14 protein-coding genes and 1 pseudogene are annotated in these 14,550 nt (G+C 58.1%); 7 read left to right on the top strand and 8 right to left on the bottom strand.

Annotation, left to right across the window (positions count from 1 at the left end; translation table 11 throughout):
• The first annotated feature begins 1 nt into the window (after position 1).
• From nuoK to nuoN, 4 genes are read left to right on the top strand one after another with little or no spacing between them, the layout of a single operon-like run.
• On the top strand, positions 2–310 hold the full coding sequence (gene nuoK, locus NHU87_RS01015) for an NADH-quinone oxidoreductase subunit NuoK (protein ID WP_007905077.1): 309 nt from the start codon (positions 2–4) through the stop codon (positions 308–310).
• Entirely contained in the window at positions 307–2,160 is a 1,854-nt protein-coding gene (gene nuoL, locus NHU87_RS01010) for an NADH-quinone oxidoreductase subunit L (protein ID WP_253544861.1), read from the top strand. Before nuoK ends, nuoL begins: the two co-directional genes overlap by 4 nt.
• Before the next feature lie 39 nt (positions 2,161–2,199).
• On the top strand, positions 2,200–3,732 hold the full coding sequence (gene nuoM / locus NHU87_RS01005) for an NADH-quinone oxidoreductase subunit M (protein WP_253544860.1): 1,533 nt from the start codon (positions 2,200–2,202) through the stop codon (positions 3,730–3,732).
• Positions 3,733–3,739: 7 nt separating this feature from the next.
• Positions 3,740–5,203 carry an NADH-quinone oxidoreductase subunit NuoN gene (gene nuoN, locus NHU87_RS01000; RefSeq protein ID WP_253544859.1) on the top strand — a complete coding sequence of 488 codons (1,464 nt, stop codon included), beginning with the start codon at positions 3,740–3,742 and terminating at the stop codon, positions 5,201–5,203.
• 140 nt (positions 5,204–5,343) lie between these two features.
• On the opposite strand, the gene NHU87_RS00995 is transcribed toward nuoN, so the two are convergent.
• Together NHU87_RS00995 and NHU87_RS00990 are read right to left on the bottom strand one after the other, a co-directional pair.
• On the bottom strand, positions 5,344–5,811 hold the full coding sequence (locus NHU87_RS00995) for a GNAT family N-acetyltransferase (protein WP_253544858.1): 468 nt from the start codon (positions 5,809–5,811) through the stop codon (positions 5,344–5,346).
• A 486-nt stretch (positions 5,812–6,297) separates the two neighbouring features.
• Positions 6,298–6,546: pseudogene (locus tag NHU87_RS00990) on the bottom strand (DUF6124 family protein); the annotation flags it as partial.
• 302 nt (positions 6,547–6,848) lie between these two features.
• Between NHU87_RS00990 and NHU87_RS00985 the strand changes: the two are divergent.
• The 3 genes from NHU87_RS00985 (at position 6,849) to NHU87_RS00975 (ending at position 7,993) form a co-directional block, all read left to right on the top strand.
• Positions 6,849–7,037 carry a hypothetical protein gene (locus tag NHU87_RS00985; protein WP_253544857.1) on the top strand — a complete coding sequence of 63 codons (189 nt, stop codon included), beginning with the start codon at positions 6,849–6,851 and terminating at the stop codon, positions 7,035–7,037.
• A gap of 301 nt (positions 7,038–7,338) precedes the next feature.
• The gene (locus NHU87_RS00980; protein WP_253545608.1) at positions 7,339–7,689 is read left to right on the top strand and encodes a type II toxin-antitoxin system RelE/ParE family toxin; all 351 of its coding nucleotides are present in this window, start codon (positions 7,339–7,341) and stop codon (positions 7,687–7,689) included.
• Entirely contained in the window at positions 7,679–7,993 is a 315-nt protein-coding gene (locus NHU87_RS00975; protein WP_253544856.1) for a helix-turn-helix domain-containing protein, read from the top strand. The genes NHU87_RS00980 and NHU87_RS00975 overlap by 11 nt, the downstream gene beginning before the upstream one ends.
• Before the next feature lie 202 nt (positions 7,994–8,195).
• Here the strand turns inward: NHU87_RS00975 and NHU87_RS00970 are convergent, their stop codons facing one another.
• From NHU87_RS00970 to NHU87_RS00945, 6 genes are read right to left on the bottom strand one after another with little or no spacing between them, the layout of a single operon-like run.
• On the bottom strand, positions 8,196–9,938 hold the full coding sequence (locus tag NHU87_RS00970; RefSeq protein WP_253544855.1) for an ABC transporter substrate-binding protein: 1,743 nt from the start codon (positions 9,936–9,938) through the stop codon (positions 8,196–8,198).
• Between the two features lie 48 nt (positions 9,939–9,986).
• Positions 9,987–10,259 (bottom strand): DUF2160 domain-containing protein, encoded by a 273-nt coding sequence (locus tag NHU87_RS00965; RefSeq protein ID WP_253544854.1) that lies wholly within the window; start codon positions 10,257–10,259, stop codon positions 9,987–9,989.
• 10 nt (positions 10,260–10,269) lie between these two features.
• A complete protein-coding gene (locus NHU87_RS00960) occupies positions 10,270–11,070 on the bottom strand; it encodes a carbohydrate ABC transporter permease (protein ID WP_253544853.1) in 801 nt (266 codons plus the stop codon).
• An 8-nt stretch (positions 11,071–11,078) separates the two neighbouring features.
• On the bottom strand, positions 11,079–11,945 hold the full coding sequence (locus NHU87_RS00955; protein ID WP_095053159.1) for a carbohydrate ABC transporter permease: 867 nt from the start codon (positions 11,943–11,945) through the stop codon (positions 11,079–11,081).
• Positions 11,942–13,039 (bottom strand): ABC transporter ATP-binding protein, encoded by a 1,098-nt coding sequence (locus NHU87_RS00950; protein ID WP_253544852.1) that lies wholly within the window; start codon positions 13,037–13,039, stop codon positions 11,942–11,944. Before NHU87_RS00950 ends, NHU87_RS00955 begins: the two co-directional genes overlap by 4 nt.
• Positions 13,039–14,133 carry an ABC transporter ATP-binding protein gene (locus tag NHU87_RS00945; RefSeq protein ID WP_253544851.1) on the bottom strand — a complete coding sequence of 365 codons (1,095 nt, stop codon included), beginning with the start codon at positions 14,131–14,133 and terminating at the stop codon, positions 13,039–13,041. Before NHU87_RS00945 ends, NHU87_RS00950 begins: the two co-directional genes overlap by 1 nt.
• Between the last annotated feature and the right edge of the window lie 417 nt (positions 14,134–14,550).

Below are 14,550 nucleotides of genomic sequence, written 5' to 3'. Positions count from 1 at the left end.
GATGCCTGCTATCCCTTTGGAGCATGGTCTGGCGGTCGCCGGCATCCTGTTCTGCCTCGGTCTGGTCGGCCTGATGGTCCGGCGCAACATTCTCTTCGTGCTGATGAGCCTGGAGGTCATGATGAATGCCTCCGCGTTGGCGTTCATCGTTGCCGGTAGCCGCTGGGGTCAGCCGGATGGACAGATCATGTTCATCCTGGTGATCAGCCTGGCAGCCGCCGAGGCCAGTATCGGCCTGGCGATTCTGTTGCAGCTGTATCGCCGCTTCCACACTCTCGATATCGACGCTGCCAGCGAGATGCGCGGATGAACCTTCTCTATCTGACTTTCGTATTCCCTCTCATAGGTTTCCTGCTGCTGTCGTTTTCACGCGGTCGCTGGTCAGAAAACCTTTCGGCGCTGATCGGCGTCGGCTCCATCGGCCTGTCGGCCATCGTCACTGCTTACATCATCTGGCAGTTCAACGTTGCGCCCCCTGAAGGCGGTCACTACACCCAAGTGTTGTGGCAGTGGATGGCGGTGGAAGGCTTCACGCCGAACTTCGCGCTGTACCTGGATGGTCTGTCCCTGACCATGCTCGGTGTGGTGGTCGGCGTCGGCTTCCTGATCCACCTGTTCGCGTCCTGGTACATGCGTGGTGAAGCCGGTTACTCGCGCTTCTTCGCCTACACCAACCTGTTTATCGCCAGCATGCTGTTCCTGGTCCTGGCCGATAACCTGCTGTTCGTGTACTTCGGCTGGGAAGGCGTGGGCCTGTGCTCGTACCTGTTGATCGGTTTCTACTACAGCAACCGCAACAACGGTAACGCAGCACTCAAAGCCTTCATCGTGACCCGCGTCGGCGACGTGTTCATGGCCATCGGCCTGTTCATCCTGTTCCAACAGTTGGGCACGCTGAACATCCAGGAACTGCTGGTCAAGGCGCCTGAGCACTTCAAGGCCGGCGACTTCTGGATCGTTCTGGCGACCCTGATGCTGCTGGGTGGTGCTGTCGGTAAATCCGCGCAACTGCCGCTGCAAACCTGGCTGGCGGATGCGATGGCCGGCCCTACCCCGGTTTCGGCACTGATCCACGCTGCGACCATGGTGACCGCCGGTGTCTACCTGATCGCCCGTACACACGGTCTGTTTGTGTTGGCGCCGGATATCCTGCACCTGGTGGGTGTTGTCGGTGGCGTGACGCTGGTGCTGGCAGGTTTTGCCGCACTGGTTCAGACCGACATCAAACGTATCCTCGCCTACTCGACCATGAGCCAGATCGGCTACATGTTCCTGGCGCTGGGCGTAGGCGCGTGGGAAGGCGCGATCTTCCACCTGATGACCCACGCCTTCTTCAAGGCGCTGTTGTTCCTTGCATCCGGTTCGGTAATCGTTGCCTGCCACCACGAGCAGAACATCTTCAAGATGGGCGGTCTGTGGAAGAAACTGCCACTGGCCTACGCCAGCTTCATCGTCGGCGGCGCGGCCCTGGCGGCCTTGCCTCTGGTGACCGCGGGCTTCTACTCCAAGGACGAAATCCTCTGGGAAGCGTTCGCCAGCGGCAACCAGGGTCTGCTGTATGCAGGTCTGGTCGGTGCCTTCATGACCTCGCTGTACACCTTCCGCCTGATCTTCATCGCGTTCCACGGTGAAGCGAAGACCGAAGCCCATGCCGGTCACGGTATCGCTCACTGGCTGCCACTGTCGGTGCTGATCGTGCTGTCGACGTTCGTCGGCGCGATGATCGTTCCGCCGCTGCACGGTGTACTGCCAGAAAGCGTCGGCCACGCCGGCGGCGAAGCCAAGCACAGCCTGGAAATCGCCTCGGGCGCCATCGCACTGGCCGGTATCCTGCTGGCCGCGTTGCTGTTCCTCGGCAAGCGCCGCTTCGCCACGGCCGTCGCCAACAGCGGCATCGGCCGCATCCTTTCGGCCTGGTGGTTCGCTGCCTGGGGCTTCGACTGGATCTACGACAAACTGTTCGTCAAGCCTTACCTTGCGATCAGCCATGTACTGCGCAAAGACCCGCTCGACCAGACTATCGGTCTGATCCCGCGTATGGCCAAAGGCGGTCATTCCGCCCTGAGCCGCACCGAGACCGGTCAATTGCGTTGGTATGCCGCCTCGATGGCTGCTGGTGCCGTGCTGGTAATCGGCGCCGTCGTGCTGGTAGCGGTCTGATATGAACCTTGCGAACTTGCGAAAGGAAACGAGCCCGTCATGATTCTGCCTTGGCTAATCCTGATCCCCTTCATCGGCGGCCTGCTGTGCTGGATGGGTGAGCGCTTCGGCGCTACCCTCCCCCGCTGGATTGCGCTGATCACCATGTCCCTGCTGCTCTCCCTCGGCCTCTGGCTGTGGGCCAACGGTGACTATTCATTTGCTCCGGCACCGGGTGCCGATCCGACCTGGGTGATTGAATTCAAACACGTCTGGATCCAGCGCTTCGGCATCAACGTGCACCTGGCCCTCGACGGCCTGTCGCTGTTGATGATCCTGCTGACCGGCCTGCTGGGTGTCCTCTCGGTACTCTGCTCGTGGAAAGAGATTCAGCGTCACGTGGGCTTCTTCCACCTGAACCTGATGTGGATCCTGGGCGGTGTCGTCGGCGTGTTCCTCGCTCTCGACCTGTTCATGTTCTTCTTCTTCTGGGAAATGATGCTGGTGCCGATGTACTTCCTCATCGCGCTCTGGGGTCACAGTTCTTCGGACGGCAAGAAAACCCGGATCTACGCGGCGACCAAGTTCTTCATCTTCACTCAGGCTTCCGGCCTGATCATGTTGGTGGCGATCCTGGGGCTGGTACTGGTCAACTTCAATGACACCGGCGTGATTACCTTCAACTACGCCGATCTGTTGAAGACCAAGATGTCGATGACCACCGAGTACATCCTGATGCTCGGCTTCTTCATCGCCTTCGCGGTCAAGCTGCCTGTGGTGCCGTTCCACTCCTGGTTGCCTGACGCTCACGCCCAGGCACCGACCGCGGGTTCCGTGGACCTGGCCGGTATCTTGTTGAAGACTGCGGCGTATGGCTTGCTGCGTTTCGCCCTGCCGCTGTTCCCGAATGCCTCGGCCGAGTTCGCGCCGTTCGCCATGGCCCTGGGCCTGATCGGGATTTTCTACGGTGCGTTCCTGGCCTTCGCGCAAACCGACATCAAGCGTCTGATCGCCTTTTCGTCCGTTTCCCACATGGGCTTCGTACTGATCGGCATCTACTCCGGCAGCCAACTGGCGCTGCAGGGCGCAGTGATGCAGATGCTGGCGCACGGTCTGTCGGCCGCGGCACTCTTTATCCTCTCCGGTCAGCTGTACGAGCGTACCCACACCCGCGATATGCGTGAGATGGGTGGCCTGTGGTCGAAGATTGCCTACCTGCCAGCTCTGAGCCTGTTCTTCGCCGCCGCGTCGTTGGGCTTGCCGGCGACCGGTAACTTTGTCGGTGAGTTCCTGATCCTGATCGGCACCTTCGCCAGCGCTCCATGGATCACCGTGATCGCGACGTCCGGCCTGGTGTTCGGCTCAGTCTACTCGCTGATCATGGTCCACCGTGCCTTCTTCGGCCCGTCGAAATCGGACGCGGTGTTGCATGGCATGGACGGTCGCGAACTGATCATGGTGGTTGGACTGGCGGCGCTGCTGATCTACATCGGCGTGTACCCGCAACCGTTCCTCGATACCTCTGCCGCGACGATGCATGGCGTACAGCAGTGGCTCGGCACCGCCTTCACTCAACTCGCTTCGGCCCGGTAAGAGCGCTATGGAATTCACGACTCAACACTTTATCGCGCTTGCGCCGTTGTTGATCACCAGCGCCACGATCATCGTGGTGATGCTGGCTATCGCATGGCGCCGCAACCACTCACAGACCTTCCTGTTGTCGGTGGCAGGTCTGAACCTGGCCCTGCTGTCGATCCTGCCAGCCCTGAAAGTCGCGCCCCTGGCCGTGACGCCATTGCTGCAGATCGACACCTTCGCTTGCCTGTACATGGCGCTGATCCTGGTCGCCACCCTCGCCTGCGTAACCCTCGCCCACGCCTACCTGGGCGATGGCGGTTCGGGCTATCCGGGCAACCGTGAAGAACTTTACCTGCTGATCCTGATGTCCGCCGCCGGTGGTCTGGTACTGGTCAGCGCGCAGCACCTGGCCGGGTTGTTCGTCGGTCTGGAACTGCTCTCGGTACCGGTTTACGGTCTGGTGGCGTATGCCTTCTTCAACAAGCGTTCGCTGGAAGCCGGCATCAAATACATGGTGCTGTCGGCTGCCGGTTCCGCGTTCCTGTTGTTCGGCATGGCCCTGCTCTACGCCGACGCTGGCAGCTTGAGCTTCAACGGCATCGGTCAGGCCCTGGCGGCCACTGGTCTGCCAAGTTCTCTGGCTCAACTGGGGCTGGGCATGATGTTGATCGGCCTGGCGTTCAAACTGTCGCTGGTACCGTTCCACCTCTGGACCCCGGACGTTTACGAAGGTGCTCCGGCACCGGTGGCGGCATTCCTCGCCACTGCGTCGAAAGTCGCCGTGTTCGCGGTGATGGTGCGTCTGTTCCAGATCTCGCCAGCGGCGAGCAGTGGCGTGCTGAGCGACGTACTGACCATCATCGCCATCGCGTCGATCCTGTTCGGTAACCTGCTGGCACTGGCCCAGAGCAACCTCAAGCGTCTGCTGGGTTACTCGTCCATCGCCCACTTCGGCTACCTGCTGATCGCCCTGGTGGCGAGCAAAGGCCTGGCTGTGGAAGCCATCGGCGTGTACCTGGTCACTTACGTGATCACCAGCCTCGGCGCGTTCGGCGTGATCACCCTGATGTCCTCGCCGTACAACGGCCGTGACGCGGATGCCCTGTACGAATACCGCGGCCTGTTCTGGCGCCGTCCGTACCTGACCGCCGTCCTGACCGTGATGATGCTGTCCCTGGCCGGTATCCCGTTGACCGCGGGCTTCATCGGCAAGTTCTACATCATCGCCACCGGTGTCGAATCGCAGCAATGGTGGCTGGTCGGCTCCCTGGTACTGGGCAGCGCCATCGGCGTTTTCTACTACCTGCGTGTGATGGTCACCCTGTACCTGATCGAACCGAACCTGCGTCGCCACGATGCCCAGCTGCACTGGGAACAACGTGCAGGCGGCGTGATGCTGCTGGCGATTGCCGTACTGGCATTCTTCCTCGGCCTGTATCCACAGCCGCTGCTGAACCTGGTTCAGCAAACGGGGTTGGCGGGTTGATCGCTTAAGCGCACTCGGCAGAAAACAGAAACGGCACCTTCGGGTGCCGTTTTTGCGTTTGGGGGATGATGGATTTTCAGAAACCCGTGATCGCAGCCTTTTTCTTGCTCCAGTTCCTGAGCAATCAAATCAAACCTGATCTATAGAAGCCCCTTCACCATAGGAACACACGCCAGTTGAAGCCCCGAAGGGGAATGGTAAATCGCAGGCTCCTCACCGACGAAACCGTAGCGTCGGTAAAAGTCAGCCGCATTCAAAGTAGCATCAAGCTTGACTTTTTCCAGGCCCAACTCTCGCGCCAGGCATTCGAGGTGGTCCAGGACTCTCCTGCCGATACCCCGCTGCATAAAGCCAGGATGCACAAAGATCGCGCCGATTTCGCTGTTCTCCAGGTCAAGCATTCCTGTCGCCACCGGCTCGCTGTCAATACAGCCCAGATAGAAGTGCTTCTCCATCAGTGTGTAATAGCCATCCTCGGCCGCACCAGCCGTCCAGGCCAATAGCTGCGTCTCGGTATAGGCGCCGATGCATTGATGCCGGATCGCTAAAAGGCGAATGTCGAATGCTGTCTGGGAATCGCTGTGGCTGGCTCGTCTAATCTCGAACATTTCACTCTCCGTCAGCCATGTTCGGACGGAGAACTAAAAAGCCCCGTCCATCTCTGGCGGGGCTTGGGGTAACACGTCAAATTCTAAGCACGCATGACCTCATGGCCCGCCAGAGGCGGTCATAGAGGGGCACATCATGTTCATTCGGCGTATGTAAATCATGGGCGGATAGTGCTGAGGATGGTCCGACAAGTCAATCTCGAAGCCGCATTACGAAACCATTCAATCGATTGCGACAAACCCTTCGGTCTGGCGCCGCCACCGACTTGTTAACAAACAAAAAAGGGCACCTTTGGGTTTAGCCAGTCAGTTAAGCCGTAATGCGATCTGTAGCAGCTGGCGAAGCCTGCGCTCGGCTGCGTAGCAGTAGTGAATCCGGCTGATGCGGTCTGCCTGACATACCGCGATCTCTGATTTTACGACTGCTACGCAGCCGAACGCAGGCTTCGCCAGCTGCTACAAAGAATGCGTCGCGGCTGAAATTGCTTAACTGACTGGCCGAATTTGCGGGGGCTGGTTTAGTTGACTGCGATCCGTCGTGGCGACAGCCGGCTCAACGTTATCCAACGCCTGATTCACCGCCAACTCTCCCAACATGACCACTTGCGCAATACCCAACAGGGTCTTGCGATGCGTGCCTTCCAGCAGAGCGGCGAAGTCACAGAGCATGACCGTAGCCGAGGACAATGACTCGCTGGCATTGGCCAGTAGGGATTCGGTATCGGCTTTTGAATTGGGGGTTCCGGGGTTCTAATCCCGATCGCTGAATTGGCAGCGACGAACATAGGCTAGAGAGCGGACGTCCGACGGACAACCTGAAAACATTGTGGGAAGGTTCTGTATTTCCCACACAACTTTAAACATTCAGAATTGAAATACGCACTGTGTAGGAGCTGTCCGCAGGCTGTGATTTTTTACTCTTCATCGCCCTTCCACTTACAGGAAGATACCTGCAAGGCGGTGGGCAATAGCTGACATCCCGCAGGAGGCATTTGCCGTTAAATTCGAAGATCAGCTATCAAGAGCGATCGCGAACCATGAAACGAGATATTTGTGCCGAATGGGTAGAAGGCTTCGACGCCTTGGCCTCTGGACGCCGGTTTGCAGTGGAAAAACCCTTTGACCCGCGTATCGGAGCGATGAAAGGAAAACTGGTTATTCCTGACGATTTCGACGTGCCTCTGCCCGATGACATGATCGATAGTTTTGAAGGCCCTCAGGATTGAGAAATGACCTCGAACATCACCACCGTGACCCATTCGGTCGGCTGATCGTTCAACGGCCATGACCGAGCCGATAAAGCTGCTCACCGCCGCCCCATGGCCAGGTACGCAAATTTAGCAATTTTGGTTTAACCGGCCCTCTCCTCCCCGATATCCAGAATCGCCTCGCGGATGAATCAGCCGCGTCCTACATCCCGATCCTGCCTTCGACTTTAACGTAACGACTTGACCGAATTGGGCAGGAACAGAAGCCTTGACCTATTCGATTCTTGTGATAGAAATATACGCAGGTAACGTACAGAACATGGACGCTCTTTTTATCGAATTACCCGTATTTCAAAAGCATCGAAGTGACTACCTGGATGATGATCTGTTTCACCGGTTCCAGCAGGAGCTGCTGCAAAACCCGGAAGCGGGAGATGTCGTCGAAGGCACCGGAGGTCTGCGCAAAATTCGAGTGGTGGATGAGCGGCGAAACAAGGGCAAGCGCGGTGGGCTGAGGGTGATTTATTACTGGTGGTCCGGTTTCGACCAGTTCTGGCTCTTTACCTTGTATGGCAAGAACGAGCAGGACGATCTGACGCCACAACAGAAAAAACTGCTTAAAGAAATGCTTTATCAAGAAATCAAAGCGAGAACGAGCGATGAAACGTGACATTTTTTCCGAGCTGGTAGAGGGGTTTGAAGCCTTGGCCGATGAGCGCCAAGGTAAAATCACTCTACGTACGCACAAAGTAAAACTGGCCAAACTGGCGCCGATTACGGCAGAGGAAGTGGTCGGCATCCGCCAGCAACTGAATCTCTCCCGGCCGGTGTTTGCGATGTACTTGCGCACCAACACCCGGACGCTGGAGAACTGGGAACAAGGGCGGGCGAAACCCAATGCTCAGGCGACAACGCTGATCCGGCTGGTTGAGCGCTTTCCGGAGACGGTTCAACAACTGGCGGCGCTGACCTGAAGTGTTTGTGGCGTTTTCAATGACGCCATCGCGAGCAAGTCGGATCGCCGCACCGCCGCTCCCACAGTGGATCTCCAGTGAACACACCATTGGGGAACTCCTACGGCTAACTGTGGGAGCGGGCTTGCTCGCGAAGGCGGCCCATCAGGCACAAAGCAAAACGGCACCTTTCGGTGCCGTTCGCGTTTCACATAACAGACGATTACTTACGCGCCGCCTCCCACGATTTCAACAGTTCGGCATAGCTCACGGTTTCGCCTTTAGGCTTCTCGTTCGCCAGTTTCGCTTTCGGCGCGCCCGGCTGATCGAACCAGTACTGCGCATCCCGCTCCGGATTCATTTTCGGCGCGCAGGTAGCTTGCGCCTTTGAGCGCTCCAGACGGGTCAAGATTGCATCCTGATCCTTGGCCAGACCGTCCAGTGCCTGTTGTGGCGTTTTCTCGCCACTGGCCGCTTCGGCGATGTGGCTCCACCACAGTTGCGCCAAACGAGGATAGTCGGGCACGTTGGTCCCGGTCGGGGTCCATTGCACGCGGGCCGGGCTGCGATAGAACTCCACCAGACCACCGAGTTTCGGTGCCAGGTCGGTCATGGCTTGCGAGTTGATGTCCGACTCGCGAATCGGGGTCAGGCCGACGATGGTTTTCTTCAGGGATACGGTTTTCGACGTCACGAACTGCGCGTACAGCCAGGCCGCGAGTTTTTGCTTTTCAGGCGTGGACTTGAGGAACGTCCAGGAGCCGGCGTCCTGATAACCGAGCTTCATGCCCTCTTCCCAGTACGGACCTTTTGGCGACGGTGCCATGCGCCATTTCGGCGTGCCGTCGGCGTTCATCACCGGCAGGCCCGGTTTGGTCATGTCGGCGGTAAACGCGGTGTACCAGAAGATCTGCTGGGCGATATTGCCCTGGGACGGCACAGGGCCGGATTCGGAGAAGGTCATGCCCGCCGCTTCCGGTGGCGCGTATTTTTTCATCCAGTCCACGTACTTGGTGGTCGCATAGACCGCCGCCGGGCCATTGGTATCGCCGCCGCGGGTCACGCTGGAGCCGACCGGATGACAATCCTCGACGCGGATGCCCCACTCGTCCACTGGCAAGCCGTTGGGTATACCTTTGTCACCAGCGCCCGCCATGGAGAACCACGCATCGGTGAAGCGCCAGCCAAGGGACGGGTCTTTCTTGCCGTAGTCCATGTGACCGTAGACGCGCTTGCCGTCGATCTCCTTGACGTCTTCGCTGAAAAATTTGGCGATGTCTTCATAGGCCGACCAGTTCACCGGTACACCCAGTTCATAACCGTACTTTTCTTTGAATTTCGCTTTCAGATCCGCTCGCTCGAACCAGTCGGCGCGGAACCAGTAGAGGTTGGCGAACTGCTGGTCGGGCAGTTGATAGACCTTGCCGTCCGGCGCGGTGGTGAACGAGATGCCGATGAAGTCTTTGATGTCCAGCGTCGGCGAGGTGAAGGCCTTGCCTTCGTTGGCCATCAGGTCGGTGATCGATTCGGTCTTGCCGTAGCGAAAGTGCGTGCCAATCAGGTCCGAATCGTTGACCCAGCCGTCATAGATGTTCTTGTCCGACTGCATCTGGGTCTGCAGCTTTTCCACCACGTCGCCTTCCTGCAGCAAGTCGTGGGTCAGCTTGATCCCGGTGATCTCGGTGAAAGCCTTGGCCAACACCTTGGATTCATATTCGTGGGTGGCGATGGTTTCCGACACCACTTTGATACTCATCCCGCGAAACGGCTCGGACGCCTTGATGAACCACTTCAGCTCTTCGAGCTGCTGGGCTTCGGTCAGGGTGGACGGTTTGAACTCGCTGCCAATCCATTTCTTGGCGGCGTCTTCATAGGCATCGGCCCAGGCCGCAGCGCTCAACCCGCTGAGTGCCAACATGGCTGCCAATGAAACGCTATGTCGCAGCTTATTGTTTTTGTCGAACATAGAGACCTCCTGTTTGAGTTTCGGAGCAGCATTGCCGATCGATGTCGACTAGCCCCAACGCATCACAGCCAACAGCCACACCAGGGACAACGCGAACGCTACCCAGATGCTCCAGTCGGTGACGCCGATTACCAGCAAATGCAGGTAGGCGCTGCCGAGAAGACCGATAAACAGCCGATCGCCACGGGTGGTGGCAATCGGCAAAAAACCACGCCGAGGGACACTCGGCGAACGCAACTCCCAGGTCGTCATGCCCGCCAGAGTCAAGGCAATGACGCTGAAGAACGCCGCCGTGGGACCCGTCCAACTCATCCATTCCATCATCAGTTCCTCATACCCGGCCCAGAGCAAAGCCCTTGGCCACGTGGTTGCGAACAAACCAGATCACCAACAGGCCCGGCAGGATCGTTAACACCCCCGCCGCCGCCAGTACGCCCCAGTCAATTCCGGATGCCGAGACCGTTCGGGTCATTACCGCCGCGATAGGCTTGGCGTTTACCGAGGTCAAGGTTCGCGCCAGCAACAGCTCGACCCAGGAAAACATGAAGCAGAAAAACGCTGTGACACCGATCCCGGAGCCGATCAGTGGAACGAAGATCTTCACGAAGAACTTGGGGAAACTGTAGCCGTCGATGTAGGCGGTTTCGTCGATTTCCTTGGGAACGCCGGACATGAAGCCTTCAAGAATCCACACCGCCAATGGCACGTTGAACAGACAGTGCGCCAGCGCCACCGCGATATGGGTGTCGAACAGCCCGATCGAGGAATACAACTGGAAGAACGGCAGCAGGAAAACTGCTGGTGGTGCCATGCGGTTGGTCAGCAGCCAGAAGAACAAGTGCTTGTCACCGAGGAAACGATAGCGCGAAAACGCATACGCCGCCGGCAGCGCCACGCTCAGGGAAATCACCGTATTCAGGCTCACGTAGTACAGCGAGTTGAGATAACCGGTGTACCAGCTCGGGTCAGTGAAGATCACCTTGTAGTTGGCGAAGGTGAAATCCTGGGGAAACAGCGTCAGACCACCGAGGATTTCGGTGTTGCTCTTGAAGGACATGTTCAGCAGCCAGTAGATCGGCACCAGCAGGAACAGGATGTAGATCAGCAGTGGAATAAGCTTTCTCTTGCTCATGGCGGGCCTCACCGATTGGCGTCAGAGTGAGTCATGGCGGTGTAGAACAGCCACGACACCAACAGGATGATCAGGAAATACACCAGCGAGAAAGCCGCCGCCGGGCCGAGGTCGAATTGCCCGATGGCCATTTGGGTCAGCGTCTGACTCAGGAAGGTAGTGGCATTCCCCGGACCGCCACCCGTCAGTACGAACGGCTCGGTGTAGATCATGAAGCTGTCCATGAACCGCAGCATCACCGCGATCAGCAGCACGCTCTTGAGCTTGGGCAACTGGATGTGTCGGAAAACCGCCCAGGCCGACGCCCGATCAATCCGCGCCGCCTGGTAATACACGTCCGGAATCGCCCGCAAACCGGAGAAACACAACAGCGCCACCAGCGACGTCCAGTGCCACACGTCCATCACCAACACCGTGACCCAGGCGTCCATGGTGTTGGCCGCATAGTTGTAGCTGATGCCCATGGCATTGAGGCTCGAACCGAGCAAACCGATGTCGGCCCGGCCAAAAATCTGCCAGATCGTGCCGACCACGTTCCATGGAATCAGCAATGGAATCGCCAGAATGATCAGCACCACCGACGACCAGCGGCCCTTGGTCGGCATGGTCAGGGCGATGGCGATGCCCAATGGAATTTCGATCAGCAACACGCAGCCGGAGTAGATGAACTGGCGCAGCAGCGAGTCATGCAAGCGTGGGTCGAGCAGCACCTGCCGGTACCAGTCGGCACCGACGAAGTAGCGGCTGGACTGGTCGAAGATGTCCTGCACCGAGTAGTTGACCACGGTCATCATCGGGATCACCGCACTGAATGCCACCAGCAGAAACACCGGCAACACCAGCCACCAGGCCTTGTTGTTCTGCACCTTGTTCATGGCAGGACCTCCAGCAGGTAATCATCGGCATAGACCATCAGCCATTGCGCCGGAAAACTGATGTACGCCGTGCCTTCGGGCACTGGTTTATCTTCGGCCAAGCGTACTTTCAAAGGAGCGCCGTCGAGGTTCAGGGTCATGATTTTGTAGGTACCCAGGTCTTCAACGTGTACGACTTGTGCCTGCATCGCGTCGTCACAGGGTTCGTCCCACACATGAACGAACTCCGGACGAATGCCGACCTTCAGGGTTTTCCATTCGGACTCGGCGATTCGTTTCTGCATCGAGTCGGACAACGGCAAGTGAGTCCCGGCAAAACCGACACCGCCGGCTTGTGGCTGGACCTCGATCAGGTTCATCCCCGGGCTGCCAATGAAATAGCCGACAAAGGTGTGGCTCGGCCGCTCGAACAACTCCCGAGGCGTACCGAACTGCACGATCTGCCCGCCATACATCACCGCGATCTTGTCGGCGAAGGTCGAAGCTTCGAGCTGATCGTGGGTGACGTAGACCATTGTGATGTTGAACTGCTCGTGGATCTGCTTGAGCTTGCGTCGCAACTTCCACTTCAGGTGCGGGTCGATCACCGTCAGCGGTTCATCGAAGAGGATTGCCGACACGTCATCGCGCACCAGTCCACGGCCCATGGAAACCTTCTGTTTTTCATCGGCGGTGAGGTTGCGCGCCTTCTTGTACAGCAATGCCTGGAGGTCGAGGACTTCAGCGATTTCCTGCACCTTGGTGTGAATTTTCGCCTCGTCCATGCCCTGATTGCGCAATGGAAAGGCCAGGTTATCGAACACTGTCATGGTGTCGTAGACCACCGGAAACTGGAAAACCTGGGCGATGTTGCGTTTTTCCGGGGTCAGTTCATTGACCACTTTGCTGTCGAACAGCACTTGGCCCTGGGACGGGCTGAGCAACCCGGAAATGATGTTGAGCAAGGTCGACTTGCCGCACCCCGAAGGCCCGAGCAGCGCATAAGCACCGCCCTGTTCCCAAACGTGATCCATCTCGCGGATCGCGTAATCCTCAGGGCCGGTCGGCGTTGGGGTGTAGCTATGAGCAAGGTTCTGCAAACGGATTTCAGCCATCAGGCAACCCTCGCAATGCGGCGACCGGGCGCCTGAACCAGCCGCCCCTGCCTATCGAACACAAACAGTTTATGGGTCGGGATATAGATGCGAATCGGCGCGTCGACGTCGTATTCGTGAACACCCGGCAAGTGCAGCACCAGCAGGAAATACTCGTTGCGCACGTGCAGGAAGGTTTCCGAACCACTGATCTCGGCCACCTCGACGGTCACCGCCAGTTCCAGATCGTCGTCGTTGCTCGGCACCAGCGAAATATGGCTGGGGCGCACGCCGAAACGGAACTCGCCCTCGCCCACCGGCCGCAGATCGACGTTCAATGGGAAGTGCACAAAATTGGCGAAACTGACTTCGTTACCGGCGATGCGCCCCGGCATCAGATTGATCGGCGGCTCGGAGAACAGCTCCGCCGCCAGCACCGTTTGCGGCTGGTGATACACCTCGGAGGACTTGCCGCTTTGAATCACCCGACCTTCATGAAGAATCGTGGTGGTGCCGCCCAGGGCCAAGGCTTCATTAGGTTCCGTGGTGGCGTAAATCGCGATGGTGTGCCGGGCCTTGAACAGCTCGCGCATTTCCTGGCGCAGCTCTTCGCGCAGTTTGTAGTCAAGGTTGACCAGCGGCTCGTCGAACAGAATCAGCTCGGCGTCCTTGACCAGCGCCCGGGCCATGGCCGTGCGCTGTTGCTGGCCGCCGGAGAGTTCCAAAGGATAACGCTGGAGGAATTTCTCGATGCGCAGCATCTTCGCGGTTTCCAGCACTTTGCTCTGGATCAGCTCGTTGGAAACACCGGACTGACGCAGCGGCGAGGCGATGTTCTCGAACACCGTCATGGTCGGGTAATTGATGAACTGCTGATAGACCATCGACACATTGCGCAAACGCACCGGGCGCTGAGTGACATCGACGCCGTTCATCAGGATGCGGCCGCTGTCGGGTTTATCCAGACCGGCCATCAGGCGCATGAGGCTGGTTTTGCCGGACAGCGTGCGACCGAGCAAAACGTTGAACGATCCGGGTTCGAAGTTTAGGCACGCATCGTCGATCCAGGTCTGACCCTCGACGGTACGGCTGACGTGCTCCAGGATTAGTGACATGGCTCGGCCTTTTTATTATTGGAGTCAAGCGACCAGAGCACTACAGCGACATTCGTGCCAGAAACTCCAAGCGGTTGATCTGACTTGAAATTCCTTCAAATGGGATAAAAATCGCGTTCCTTGCTGAACAGAAATGAACAACCGCGGATGAACATTTGAACAGTTCAATGATTGACAATGAACAATAGTGAACAACACTCTACGGATGCTTTTAGCGACACGAATACTCGATTCCACGCGATCCTGTGTAGCAGCTGGCGAAGCCTGCGTTCGGCGACGCAGTCGTCGTAAAACCTGTTTGCATGGTCATCCTGATACACCGCGACGCTCGATTTCACGACGACTTCGTCGCCGAACGCAGGCTTCGCCAGCTGCTACATGAATCGCGTTACTCATAACAAAAATAATAATGCTCAG

This window comes from Pseudomonas mandelii (genome assembly GCF_024138395.1).
GTDB lineage: Bacteria > Pseudomonadota > Gammaproteobacteria > Pseudomonadales > Pseudomonadaceae > Aquipseudomonas > Aquipseudomonas mandelii_E.
Note: the sequence above shows the minus strand (reverse complement) of the source record. Positions and strands in the feature narration are given on the sequence as shown.

What these genes read in the sequence shown, in the direction of transcription:
- nuoK (WP_007905077.1), top strand. Translation starts at nt 2, where the DNA reads ATGCCTGCTATCCCTTTGGAGCATGGTCTGGCGGTCGCCGGCATCCTG.
- nuoL (WP_253544861.1), top strand. Translation starts at nt 307, where the DNA reads ATGAACCTTCTCTATCTGACTTTCGTATTCCCTCTCATAGGTTTCCTG.
- nuoM (WP_253544860.1), top strand. Translation starts at nt 2,200, where the DNA reads ATGATTCTGCCTTGGCTAATCCTGATCCCCTTCATCGGCGGCCTGCTG.
- nuoN (WP_253544859.1), top strand. Translation starts at nt 3,740, where the DNA reads ATGGAATTCACGACTCAACACTTTATCGCGCTTGCGCCGTTGTTGATC.
- NHU87_RS00995 (WP_253544858.1), bottom strand. Translation starts at nt 5,811, where the DNA reads ATGTTCGAGATTAGACGAGCCAGCCACAGCGATTCCCAGACAGCATTC.
- NHU87_RS00985 (WP_253544857.1), top strand. Translation starts at nt 6,849, where the DNA reads ATGAAACGAGATATTTGTGCCGAATGGGTAGAAGGCTTCGACGCCTTG.
- NHU87_RS00980 (WP_253545608.1), top strand. Translation starts at nt 7,339, where the DNA reads ATGGACGCTCTTTTTATCGAATTACCCGTATTTCAAAAGCATCGAAGT.
- NHU87_RS00975 (WP_253544856.1), top strand. Translation starts at nt 7,679, where the DNA reads ATGAAACGTGACATTTTTTCCGAGCTGGTAGAGGGGTTTGAAGCCTTG.
- NHU87_RS00970 (WP_253544855.1), bottom strand. Translation starts at nt 9,938, where the DNA reads ATGTTCGACAAAAACAATAAGCTGCGACATAGCGTTTCATTGGCAGCC.
- NHU87_RS00965 (WP_253544854.1), bottom strand. Translation starts at nt 10,259, where the DNA reads ATGGAATGGATGAGTTGGACGGGTCCCACGGCGGCGTTCTTCAGCGTC.
- NHU87_RS00960 (WP_253544853.1), bottom strand. Translation starts at nt 11,070, where the DNA reads ATGAGCAAGAGAAAGCTTATTCCACTGCTGATCTACATCCTGTTCCTG.
- NHU87_RS00955 (WP_095053159.1), bottom strand. Translation starts at nt 11,945, where the DNA reads ATGAACAAGGTGCAGAACAACAAGGCCTGGTGGCTGGTGTTGCCGGTG.
- NHU87_RS00950 (WP_253544852.1), bottom strand. Translation starts at nt 13,039, where the DNA reads ATGGCTGAAATCCGTTTGCAGAACCTTGCTCATAGCTACACCCCAACG.
- NHU87_RS00945 (WP_253544851.1), bottom strand. Translation starts at nt 14,133, where the DNA reads ATGTCACTAATCCTGGAGCACGTCAGCCGTACCGTCGAGGGTCAGACC.